This is a genomic window from Bradyrhizobium ottawaense (assembly GCF_002278135.3).
GTDB classification, from domain to species: domain Bacteria; phylum Pseudomonadota; class Alphaproteobacteria; order Rhizobiales; family Xanthobacteraceae; genus Bradyrhizobium; species Bradyrhizobium ottawaense.
On the sequence record NZ_CP029425.2, the window covers coordinates 5,993,228 to 6,005,057 of the forward strand.

The 11,830-nt window shown below is 64.4% G+C and carries 9 protein-coding genes and 1 pseudogene; 6 read left to right on the top strand and 4 right to left on the bottom strand.

The genetic code is table 11. The annotated features are described in order from the left end of the window. Positions 1 to 173 precede the first annotated feature (173 nt). Positions 174 to 1,418 carry an ABC transporter substrate-binding protein gene (locus CIT37_RS28410; protein WP_026201530.1) on the bottom strand — a complete coding sequence of 415 codons (1,245 nt, stop codon included), beginning with the start codon at positions 1,416 to 1,418 and terminating at the stop codon, positions 174 to 176. Positions 1,419 to 1,506: 88 nt separating this feature from the next. Next, positions 1,507 to 2,322: a putative hydro-lyase gene (locus tag CIT37_RS28415; RefSeq protein WP_028143392.1), complete on the bottom strand. Its 816-nt coding sequence runs from the start codon at positions 2,320 to 2,322 to the stop codon at positions 1,507 to 1,509. Between the two features lie 119 nt (positions 2,323 to 2,441). Between CIT37_RS28415 and CIT37_RS28420 the strand changes: the two genes are divergently transcribed. The 4 genes from CIT37_RS28420 (at position 2,442) to CIT37_RS28435 (ending at position 6,875) form a co-directional block, all read left to right on the top strand. Further along, positions 2,442 to 3,359: a LysR family transcriptional regulator gene (locus tag CIT37_RS28420; RefSeq protein WP_018315615.1), complete on the top strand. Its 918-nt coding sequence runs from the start codon at positions 2,442 to 2,444 to the stop codon at positions 3,357 to 3,359. Positions 3,360 to 3,482: 123 nt separating this feature from the next. Next, positions 3,483 to 4,733, top strand: a complete 1,251-nt coding sequence (locus CIT37_RS28425; protein ID WP_038972755.1) for a Zn-dependent hydrolase — start codon at positions 3,483 to 3,485, stop codon at positions 4,731 to 4,733. Between the two features lie 12 nt (positions 4,734 to 4,745). Continuing rightward, positions 4,746 to 5,657, top strand: coding sequence for an NAD(P)-dependent oxidoreductase (locus tag CIT37_RS28430; RefSeq protein ID WP_095426337.1), 912 nt, complete (start codon positions 4,746 to 4,748; stop codon positions 5,655 to 5,657). Positions 5,658 to 5,801: 144 nt separating this feature from the next. After that, on the top strand, positions 5,802 to 6,875 hold the full coding sequence (locus tag CIT37_RS28435) for a malate/lactate/ureidoglycolate dehydrogenase (protein ID WP_028143395.1): 1,074 nt from the start codon (positions 5,802 to 5,804) through the stop codon (positions 6,873 to 6,875). Between the two features lie 134 nt (positions 6,876 to 7,009). Here CIT37_RS28435 and CIT37_RS28440 read toward each other — a convergent pair whose 3' ends face one another. Next, a complete protein-coding gene (locus tag CIT37_RS28440; protein WP_028143396.1) occupies positions 7,010 to 8,083 on the bottom strand; it encodes a tartrate dehydrogenase in 1,074 nt (357 codons plus the stop codon). A gap of 154 nt (positions 8,084 to 8,237) precedes the next feature. On the opposite strand from CIT37_RS28440, the pseudogene CIT37_RS28445 reads away from it, so the two are divergent. Continuing rightward, positions 8,238 to 9,013, top strand: a pseudogene (locus CIT37_RS28445) (SDR family oxidoreductase). A 138-nt stretch (positions 9,014 to 9,151) separates the two neighbouring features. Continuing rightward, entirely contained in the window at positions 9,152 to 10,570 is a 1,419-nt protein-coding gene (locus CIT37_RS28450) for an amidase (RefSeq protein WP_038947086.1), read from the top strand. A 153-nt stretch (positions 10,571 to 10,723) separates the two neighbouring features. On the opposite strand, the gene CIT37_RS28455 is transcribed toward CIT37_RS28450, so the two are convergent. Next, positions 10,724 to 11,830: an amino acid ABC transporter permease gene (locus CIT37_RS28455; protein ID WP_095426338.1), complete on the bottom strand. Its 1,107-nt coding sequence runs from the start codon at positions 11,828 to 11,830 to the stop codon at positions 10,724 to 10,726.

An 11,830-nucleotide genomic window follows, 5' to 3' on the forward strand; every position in this document is an offset into this window, starting at 1 on the left:
TGGATAATGGCTTGCGCTGTCAAAAGTCTGTCCCCCGAAATAGATCCTCATCCCGAGGAGCGCGCTCAGGCGCGCGTCTCGAAGGATGGCCAGCCCTCGTCCTTCGAGACGCGGACTACGCCCGCTCCTCGGGATGAGGGCGGGAGCTGCATCCGAGCTCCCGCGTCCCAGTCTTACTTCATCGGCCAGACCGCCTCGGCGATCGCGGCCTGCGGGGGGAAGATCGTGACGAACTTGCCGCCGATATATTGCAGCAGCACCGGGTCCGCATCGTTGTTCTGGCCCATCTCGTCGAACTTGACGCGCTTCCAGGGCATGATGGTCTGCTCGCCCGGGATGTCGGTCGCGGCCAGCGCATCGCGGATCTTCTCGCCGTCGGTCGACTTGGCGCGGCTGATGGCGTCGGCGAGGATGATCAGGCCCATGAACTGGCGCGAGGTGAGGTCGTTGAAGTCCTTGCCCGACCGCGTCTTGAACATCTCGTTGATCTTGCCGACCATCGGGCGCTTCTGCGCGAGGTCGAGCGAGAAGGTGCCGCGCGAAATCACGCCTTCGAGCTTGTCGCCGACGGCATCATAGAGCGCCTTCTCGGAGAAGCCGGCGTCCTGCGCCACGATCGCATTCGGCTTGTAGCCGAGCTCGGCCATGGTCTTGACCAGGAGGATGCCGTCGGTGGTGTAGCTCGAGGGCATCAGCACGTCGGCATTCGCGGACTTGAGCTGCTGCACCTCGGCCGAGAGCGAGGGCGAGTTGGCGCGATACTTGATGTCGGTGACGATCTTGTAGGCGCGCTCGCCGGCGATCTTGGCCTGGGCGTTGCCGGAATCGGTGCCGAAAATGGTGTCCTCGTGGAACAGCGACAGCGTCTCGATCTTGGTGCCCTTCTTCTTCATGGCGTCGAAGAAGTCGAACATGGCGGCCGAATACATCTCGTCATGCGGCGCGGCGCGGAAATAGTACTTCAGGCCGCGGCGATGCAGGCTGGGCGAGGAATTGTCGGCGGACACAAACGGGACCTGGTAGCGCTCGCAGATCTGGCTCACCGTGACGGCGACGGCGCTCTGATAGGTCCCGATGATGGCTGAGACCTTCTCCTGCGTGATCAGGCGCTCGGCTTCGGCGCGGCCCTTCTGCGGATCGGCCTGGTGATCGGCGAACACGAGGCGGACCTTGGCGCCGCCGAGGCCCGGCAGGCCCTCCCCCTTCGCCAGCGGCAGGTCGAAATCGGTGTCCTTGTTGATGACCTCGAGCGCGGTCTCATAGGCCTTCTGCGCATCGACGCCCTGCTGCGCGCTGCCGCCGGAGAACGGATAGATGACGCCGATCACGACTTCGGAAGTCTGTGCGCGCGCCGCCAGCGGCACCAGTGCGGCAGTCGCGGTGGCTCCCAACAACACGTCGCGGCGAGTGATCGTCATGGCAAAGTCCCCTGTACTGAATTTCGGCTGATCGAATGAAGCGATTGATGGATGCAGTAAAGCCCTAACATGCAGCATACGCTGCCCATTAAATCACGGCCATGGTCCTGTTCTTGAGATCCGTCACCAGCATCAGGCCGGGCGAATGCGTGATCGCGAACGGGAGCTTGGCGGCGTTGATGACGGATTGCGGCGTCACGCCGCAGGCCCAGAACACCGGAATCTCGTCGTCGGCGACCGGCACCGGATCGCCGTAGTCCGGCTTGGCGATGTCCTTGATGCCGATCAGATGCGGATGGCCGAGATGGACGGGCGCGCCGTGCACGGCGGGATAGCGCGAGGTGATCTGCACCGCGCGGATCGCATCCGAAGGCTTGAACGGACGCATCGACACCACCATGGGGCCGGCGAACGGACCGGCCTCGCCGCAGGCGATGTTGGTACGATACATCGGCACGCGCACATTGCGCTCGATGTGCCGGATCGGCATGCCCTCGTCGAGCAAGGCTTCTTCGAACGAGAAGGAGCAGCCGAGCACGAAGGTCACGAGATCGTCGCGCCAATGCTTCGTCACATCGGTCGGCTCGTCGACGACCTCGCCGTCGCGCCAGACGCGGTAGCGCGGCACGTCGGTGCGGATGTCGAGATCGGCGCCGAGCGAAGGGATGTGCGGACTGCCGACATCGGACATGCCGATGATCGGGCACGGCTTCGGATTGAGCTGGCAGAAGCGATGAAAGGCGCTGGCATATTCCGCCGGCAGGATCGCCAGATTGCCCTGGACGAAGCCGGGGGCGACGCCTGCGGTGGAGGCGACCAGCCCTTGCCGGTAGGCAAGCCGCGCCTTGCGGCTCGGAAGGGCGTCGGGCGTTTCAGTTTGCTGCACTGCCACCAAAACAGTCATGTAATCGACCTGCCTATAAACTCGACAAAGACAGCCAACACCAAGCGTGCTATAAAGTCTAATCGTCCTTTCTAATCGATATCGATAAATCTATTTTATCGGCAAGGAAAATCCTTTCAATGCTGGACTTCAGGTCGATCGAGACTTTTCTCTGGGTCGTAAAGCTCGGCAGCTTCCGCGGCGCCGCAGCACGGCTCAATACGACCCAGCCGGCGATCTCCCAGCGCATCGCCCAGCTCGAGCGCGAGATGGGCGTCAAGCTGCTCAACCGCGACCACCGCGTCGCCTCGCCGACGCCGAGCGGCCGGCAGATGATGGTCTATGCGGAGAAGCTGATCGGCCTGCGCGCTCAGATGATGGCGGAGATCGGCGACCGCTCGGCGATGCGCGGCGTGATGCGGCTCGGCGTCGCTGAGACCATCGTGCACACCTGGCTGCCGCGCCTCGTGAAGAGCGTGAACCAGGTCTATCCGAATCTGTCGCTCGAGATCGAGGTCGACATCACGCCCAACCTCACCGCGCGCCTGCTCGCGCAGGAGATCGAGCTTGCCTTCGTGGTCGGACCGTTGTCGGCGTCGGGCGTGCATAATCGCGTGCTCGCAGATTACCCGATCGGCTTCCTCGCAAGCCCTTCGCTCGGCCTCGGCAAAGGCCGGGTGACACCGGCGGAGCTTGCGCGGTTTCCGATCATCACCTTCCCGCGCAAGACCAAGCCTTACGAGGTCGTGCGCGAGGTATTCGACCGGCCGGAGCTGCCGCCGATCCGGCTGCACGCGTCCGCATCGCTAGCGACCGTTATCCACATGGCGGTCGAAGGCCTCGGCGTCGCCGTGATCCCCGACGCGATCGTCGAGAACGAGCTCGCCGACGGGCGGTTACAGCTGCTCGACACCGATCTTGCGATCGCACCGCTGACGTTCACCGCTAGCTGGCTCGCCTCGCCCGACGTCGTCGCCGTGGAGCGCGTCGCCGAGCTTGCACGGCAGATTGCGCAGAGCAGCCTCGCAGTTGACGCGCCCGCGCTGGCGCGTCATTGAAAAAGGCGCCGGACAACCTTCAACGTCATTCCGGGGCGATGCGACAGCATCGAACCCGGAATCTCGAGATTCCGGGTTCGGCTCTTCGAGCCGCCCCGGAATGACAACTGAGAGACTGACCGCATGAGCCGAGCCGCCACCAATCTGCAAATCGATTCCGCCCGCCTCTGGGGCTCCATCCACGAGACCGCGCAATTCGGCGCGACGGCCAAAGGCGGTGTGCGGCGGCTAACGCTGAGCAGCGAAGACAAGCAGGTACGCGACTGGTTCCGCCAGGCCTGCGAGGACGCTGGTCTCGAAGTGCACACCGACGCACTCGGCTCACAATTCGGCCTGCGCAAGGGCCGCGACATGTCGAAGCCGCCCGTCGGCATCGGCTCGCATCTCGACACCCAGCCGACCGGCGGCAAGTATGACGGCATTCTGGGCACGCTCGGCGCGCTGGAGGTGATCCGCACGCTGAACGATGCCGGCATCGAGACCGAAGCGCCGATCTGCGTCGTGAACTGGACCAACGAGGAAGGCTCGCGCTTCGCGCCCGCGATGATGGCCTCCGCCGCCTATGTCGGCGACTTCACCACCGACGACATTTTGTCCCGCAAGGACGCCGAGGGCACGACCGTCGGCCAGGCGCTGGACAGCATCGGCTATCGCGGCGACAAGCCGGTCGGCTTCCAGAAGCTTGGCTGCTTCGTCGAATTGCACATCGAGCAAGGCCCGATCCTGGAGGCCGAGGGCAAGACCATCGGCGTGGTCGATTCCGGCCAGGGCGTGCTGTGGTATGACGGCAAGATTTCCGGTTTCGAGAGCCATGCCGGATCCACGCCGATGCCGCTGCGGCGCGACGCGCTGGCGACGCTGTCGGAGATCGTGCTGGCGATGGAATCCATCGCGAAGAAGCACGGACCGAATGCGGTCGGCACCATCGGCGAAGCCGTGATCGCAAACCCCTCGCGCAACGTCATTCCGGGCGAGATCGCCTTCACCATGGATTGCCGCAGCGCGGACGGCGCCATCATGGACGCGCTCGATCGCGATCTGCGCGCCGCAATTGCCGAGATCGCCGCGCGCCGCAAGGTCGAGGTCAAGATCGACCTGGTCTGGCGCAAGCCGCCGACGCATTTCGATCCCAAGCTGATCTCGGCGGTCGAGAACGCGGCAAAGACGCTCGGCTATTCCTCGCGCCGCATCACCTCCGGCGCCGGCCACGACGCCTGCAACCTCAACACGATCATGCCGGCGGCGATGGTGTTCGTGCCCTGCAAGGACGGCATCAGCCACAACGAGCTGGAGGATGCGACGCAGCCGGACTGCACCGCCGGCACCAACGTTCTCATGCATACCGTGCTGGCGATCGCCGGCGTCGCGTCCTGACCGGAGAGAGCCATGCGCGGAGTTTTCGTCGACGCCAATGAAGCGCTAGCCGTGATCATGGAACGGCTGGAGAAGCCCGGGGATCCCAAGGTGCGGATCCACCGGGATCCCGACATCAAGCCCGAGCAATATCCTGAGATCCTCGATGGCGCCGAGATCGCCATCGTCGATCACACCGCGCTGCCGACCGAGGTGGCGAAGAAGTGCGCGGGGCTGAAGCACGTCGTGTTCCTCGGCACCGGCGCGCGCAGCTACATGAACCCTGAGGAGCTGGCAGAACTCGGCATCTCCGTGCATCTGATCAAGGGCTATGGTGATACCGCGGTCGCCGAATCCGCAATCGCGCTGATGTGGGCGTCGGCCCGCGGCATCGCGATGATGGACCGCGAGATGCGCGTCGGCAACTGGCTGCGCGAAGACGGCATGCAGCTCACCGGCAAGACGCTCGGCCTGATCGGTTTCGGCGGCATCGCCGCCGAGGTCGCGCGCATTGCGTCCGGCGGCGGCATGAAGGTGATCGCCTGGAATCGCTCGCCGAAGAGCCATCCGGGCGTGGAATTCACCGATCTCGACAGCGTGCTGGCAAGGAGCGACGTCGTGTCGCTGCACCTGCTGCTCAACGACGAGACGCGCGGCATGATCACGCGCGAGAAGATCGCAAAAATGAAGCGTGGTGTCATCCTCATCAACACCGCCCGCGCCGCTGTCGTCGACGAAGCCGCCATGATCGACGCGCTGAAATCCGGCCACATCCGCCATGCCGGCCTCGACGTCTTCAACATCGAGCCGCTGCCTGGCGATCATCCGCTCACAAAACTGCCGAACGTGACGCTGTCGGCGCATTCGGCGTTCCGTACGCCGGAGGCGAGCGAGAACCTGATTGGCGCGGCGTGGGAGCACTGCCGCCGGATCGTGAATTCGTAGGGTGGGTTAGCCCTGCAGTAAGCGAAGCGCGTCTGCTTGGCGTAACCCACCTCTTTGGTTTCCGCGGAGACAGAAGTGGTGGGTTACGCCTTCGGCTAACCCACCCTACGCTCCCACCAAATCATGAGGGCAAGAGCAATAACAATGGCCGATTATCGCACCATCAAGGCAGAGCCGCTCACCAACGCCATTCGTGCCATCGTCAAGGCGGGCGGGTCTTCGGACCGCGAAGCCGAGCTCGTGGCCACCAATCTGGTCGAGGCCAACCTCAAGGGCCATGACTCCCACGGCGTCGGCATGATCCCGCGCTATGTCCAAAGCGTCACCAATGGCGGCCTCGCCGTCAACGCGCACGTCAAGATCGTGCTCGACACCGGTCCGCTCCTCACCCTCGACGGCCTCACCGGCTACGGCCAGGTGATCGGTCATGAAGCGATGGAGCTGGCAGCCGAACGCGCTAAGCGAAACGGCGTGTGCCTCGTCGGCCTCTCCAATTCGCATCACATCGGTCGCATCGGCCACTGGGCTGAGCAGTGCATCGACCACGGACTGGTCTCGATCCACTTCGTCAACGTCATTTCCCGCCCGATCGTGGCGCCCTGGGGCGGCAGCGATGCGCGCCACGGCACCAACCCGTTCTGCGTCGGCATCCCGCGCGCCGGCAAGGACCCGATCGTGCTCGACTTCGCCACCAGCAGGATCGCACAAGGCAAGACCCGCGTCGCCCACAACAAGGGCGTCGCGCTCGAGCCTGGCACCATCATCGACAATGAAGGCAAGCCCACCACCAACCCGCGCTACACCGTGATCCCGCCGCACGGCGCCATCCTCCCCTTCGGCGAGCACAAGGGCTCCGGCCTCGCGCTGGTCTGCGAAATCCTCGGCGGCGCGCTCTCCGGCGGGCAGGTGGTCAAGGGCCCCTCCGACGGCAAGTACAACGTCCTCAACGGCATGCTCTCGATCGTCATCGATCCCGGCAAGCTCGGCACCGGCGAAAACCTCGCGCGCGAAGTCGAGAGTTTTGTTGCCTGGCAAACCGGCTCGCCGCCTGCCCCCGGCGTCGACAAGGTCAGAATCGCCGGCGAGCCCGAGCGCGAGACCAAGAAGAAGCGCCTTGCCGAAGGCATTCCGGTCGATCCGACCACCTGGCAGGAGATCATCGAGGCCGGGAAGAAGTTCGGGCTGGATCAGACGGCGATCGAGGACATCGCTGGCTGATCGAGAATGAAATAGAAATCGTAGGGTGGGTTAGCCGCAGGCGTAACCCACCACCTTCTTCGCCGAGAGGTGGGTTACGCCAAGCAGATGCGCTTTGCGCATCTGCTTGGCTAACCCGCCCTGCGCATTCTCCGTCAATCCACCATATCCGCGACGGCCTTGCCGCAGGCCGTGGTGTCGGCGTTGCCGCCGAGGTCCTTGGTGCGGAGCGTGCGTTCGGCCAGCGTGCGCTCGATCGCCTCGACGATCGATTGGCCGGCTTCCTTCTCGCCGAGATGCTCGAGCATCATGGCGCCCGACCAGATCGCACCGATCGGGTTGGCGATGCCTTGGCCGGCGATATCAGGCGCCGAGCCGTGCACCGGCTCGAACACCGAGGGGAAATCGCCCTCGGGGTTGATGTTGCCTGACGGCGCGATGCCGATCGTGCCGGTGCAGGCCGGACCGAGGTCGGAGAGGATGTCGCCGAACAAATTGGAGCCGACCACGACGTCGAACCAATCCGGATGCAGCACGAAGTTCGCGGTGAGAATGTCGATGTGGTACTTGTCCCACTTCACACCCGGAAACTTCTTGGCCATCGCCTCCACGCGCTCGTCCCAATAGGGCATGGTGATGGAGATGCCGTTGGACTTGGTCGCCGAGGTCAAATGCTTCTTCGGCCGCGACTGCGCGAGCTCGAAGGCGAACTTCAGGATGCGGTCGACGCCGGTGCGGGTCATCACCGTCTGCTGGGTCACGAACTCGCGGTCGGTGTCGGGGAACATGCGGCCACCGACGGAGGAATATTCACCTTCGGTGTTCTCGCGCACCACCCAGAAATCGATATCGCCGGGCTTGCGGCCCGCCAGCGGCGACGGCACGCCGGGCATCAGCCGCACCGGGCGCAGGTTCACATACTGGTCGAACTCCCTGCGGAATTTGATCAGCGAGCCCCACAGCGAGACGTGGTCCGGAATCTTGGCCGGCCAGCCGACCGCACCGAAATAGATCGCATCGTGCTTGCCGATCTTGTCCTTCCAGTCATCGGGCATCATCTGGCCGTGCTTCTCGTAATAGTCCCACGACGAGAAGTCGAAATGGTCGAAATGCAGGGAGACCCCGTGCTTCTTCGCCGCCGATTCCAGGACGCGCAGGCCCTCAGGCATCACTTCCTTGCCGATGCCGTCACCGGGAATGACCGCGATCCGGTATTGTTTCTTGCTCATCGAGAACGTCCTTGGTTGGTCCGGCAGCCGCCGCCTTTTGACCGCACTGCAATGGACCAAACGCAGCGGCAGCGCAACGCTGCACTGCAATGTTGACCATGGCGCGGCCAAGCGCCTACTGATTTTATCCTGTTCCTATCCTGCGAGTAACCTCATGGATCTGCATCTGCGTGGCAAGCGCGTCCTGATCACGGGCGCGTCCAAGGGCATTGGCGCCGCAGCCGCCGAAGCGTTTGCCGAGGAAGGCGCACACCTCCTGCTCGCCGCCCGCGACGGCGACCAGCTCAAGGCGCTGGCCGAGCGCCTGCGCTCCGCCCACCAGATCGATGCCGCAACGAGCATCGTCGATCTTCGCAAGGCTGAGGATCTGGCGCGGCTCGCGAAGGAAGCGGCCGACATCGACGTGCTCGTCAACAATGCGGGCGACATCCCCGGCGGCTCGATCGACAAGATCGACGAGGCGACCTGGCGTCACGCCTGGGAATTGAAAGTGTTCGGCTATATCAACCTGACGCGGCAGATCTACGCGCAGATGAAGGCGAAGGGCGGCGGCGTCATCGTCAACGATATCGGCGCGGCCGGCGAAAAATTCGACGCCAACTACATCTGCGGCAGCGCCGGCAATGCCGCGCTGATGGCCTTCACCCGCGCGCTCGGGGGAAAAAGTCTCGCCGACAACATCCGCGTGGTCGGCATCAATCCCGGCCCCGTCGGCACCGATCGCCACGTCACCCTGCTGAAGACGCGGGCCAAGCACCAGTTCGGCGACGAGAACCGCTACAAGGAATCCCAATGAGCCTGCCGCTCGGCCGTCCCGCGCATGCGCGCGAGATCGGCGACCTCATGGCGTTCCTGGCGTCGGACCGCGCCGGGTATACGTCGGGTGTGATCTACACGGTCGACGGCGGCATCAGCGCTGGATGGGGTTAACTGACCTCGGGGACCGTCGTTCCGGGGCGATGCAAAGCATCGAACTATGGTGCGCGATTGCGCACCTGAGAACCTCGAGATTCCGGGTTCGCCCTTCGGGCGCACCGGAATGACAATCTAGAGCTAGGAGTACAATAATTGTCTCAAGACCTGATCCGTGAAACCGCCTGCGCCGTCGTCGACAAGCTGCGGTCCGGCGATGTCTCGCCGCTCGAACTGCTGGATGTCGTGGAGAAGCGCATCAGTGAAGTCGACGGCAAGGTGAACGCGCTGCCGATCCTGTGTTTCCAGCGCGCGCGGGACAGCGCCAAGGCCTTGATGCGGAAACCCGCCGGCGCGCGGGGGCTGCTCGCGGGCCTGCCGGTGCCGATCAAGGATCTGACCGACGTTGCGGGCGTACTGAACACGCAGGGCTCGCCGATCTTCAAGGACAATATCCCTGCCAAGTCCGACCTCATGGTCGAGAACCTCGAGGCCAACGGGGCGGTCGTCTACGCCAAATCCAACACGCCGGAATTCGGCGCCGGCGCCAACACCTTCAACGAGGTGTTCGGCGCGACCCTCAATCCCTGGGATACTTCAAAATCCGCGGCGGGCTCTTCCGGCGGCGCGGCCGTGGCGCTGGCCACCGGCATGGCCTGGCTGGCGCAGGGCTCCGACATGGGCGGCAGCTTGCGCAGCCCCGCGGCTTTCTGCGGCGTCGTCGGCATGCGCCCGAGCATCGGCCGCGTCGCGCATACCCCCAAATCCGGCATCGATCGCAATCTCGGCGTGGTCGGCCCGATGGCGCGCAACGTCGAGGATCTCGCGCTGCTGCTGGATGCGATGAGCGGCGACTACGCGGACGATCCGCTGTCGCTGCCGGCGCCCACGACCTCATTCCTGTCGGCGGCTCAGTCCGGCAAGAAGCCGAAGCGCATCGCCTATTCGCCCGATCTCGGCATTACGCCTGTCGATCCCGAGGTGAAGGCGATCACGCGAAAGGCGGCGGAACGCTTTGCCGAGGCCGGCGCCATCGTCGAGGAAGCGCATCCGGACTGGCGCGAGGCGCATGAATGCTTCCACGTGCTGCGCGCCTTCGATTTCGCGATCACCAAGGCCAATCTGCTGCGCACCAAGCGTGACCTGCTCAAGCCCGAGGTGATCTGGAACATCGAGGAAGGCCTCAAGCTCACGGTCGAGCAGCTCGAACGCGCCGAGGCCCAGCGCGTCGGCATGACTGCGCGGGCGGTCGAGTTCTTCAAGACCTACGATTTGTTGCTGACGCCCACCACGATCGTGCCGCCCTTCCCGATCGAACACCGCTATGTCGCCGAATGCGCCGGCAAGAGGTTCGACAATTACGTCGAGTGGCTCGGCATCGTCTACGCCATCACGCTCGCCTGCTGCCCCTCGCTGTCGTTGCCGTGCGGCTTCACGGCGTCTGGCCTGCCGGTCGGCGTGCAGGTCGTTGGCGCACCAAGGGGCGATGCGCAGGTGCTCGCGGGCGCGAAGGTGCTGGAGGATATTCTGGGCCTGCGCAACACGACGCCGATCGATCCGAAGGTGCAAAAGTAATCTCACTCTCGTGCCCCGGACGCAGCGCAGCGCCTCTTCGGCGGTGCGCTGCAGAGCCGGGGCCCATCCTTCCACGACTTCCCGTGCATCTTCTGGGTCCCGGCTCTGCGGCACAGCGCTGATGCGCTGCGCCTTGTCCGGGACACGAGATCCTCACGTTCGGCTCGTCGCCTCGAGGCTGCGGCTGTAGCGCGACATTGCGAAGCAGAAGATGAAATAGATCGCGGCGACGAAGATGTAGACCTCGACCGAGAACTGCTGCCAGGCGGGATCGATGATCGCCGTCTTCGCCGTCGTCAGCAGATCGAAGATGCCGATGATGAGGACGAGGCTGGTGTCCTTGAAGAAAGCGATGAAGGTGTTGACCAGCGGCGGAATGACATGACGGATCGCCTGCGGCAGGATGATCAGCCGGTTCTTGCGCCAATAGGACAGCCCCAGCGCATCGGCAGCCTCGTATTGCCCGCGCGGCACGGCCTGAAGGCCGCCGCGGATGACTTCGGCGAGATAGGCACCCGCAAACAGGATGATCGCGGTCTGTGCGCGGAGCAGCTTGTCGATATTGAATCCACTGGGCATGAACAGCGGAAACATCACGCTTGCCATGAACAGCAGGCTCACCAGCGGCACGCCGCGGATCAGCTCGACATAGAGCACGCTGAGCGAGCGGATCGCCGGCAGCTTCGAACGCCGGCCGAGCGCGACGAGAATGCCGAGCGGAAACCCGAATGCAAGGCCAAACGTCGCCAGGATCAGCGTGACCGGCAGGCCGCCCCAACGATCCTGCGAAACGAAGGAAAGGCCGAGCACGCCGCCCCACATCAGCACGCTGATCAGCGCGAGCGCTCCGATCCAGAGAAGGACCAGCTCGCGCCGCCACAAAGCGCGACGGGTGGAGAGGTAGAACAGCGCGATGAACAGCAATACCGACAGCGCCGGCCGCCACTGCTCGTCGAACGGATAGGTGCCGAACAGGATGAAGCGGTACTTTTCGGGAATGATCGCCCAGCAGGCGCCGAGGCCACGCACAGCGCGGCAGGCACTGGAATCGTTCGCCGGGGTCAGCCACACGGCATTGGCGATGCCCCACTGCACGAAACTGAAGATGCCCTTGGCGAGGATCGCCAGCAGCACGACGGTGAGGATACCGTTCGGGATCGACGAGAACAGATTGGTGCGCAGCCAGCGCAACGCCGGATTTCCCGTCTGCGGACGGCGGGCGGCGCGCGGCACTTCCGGCATGTCGGCGATCGCGGTCAT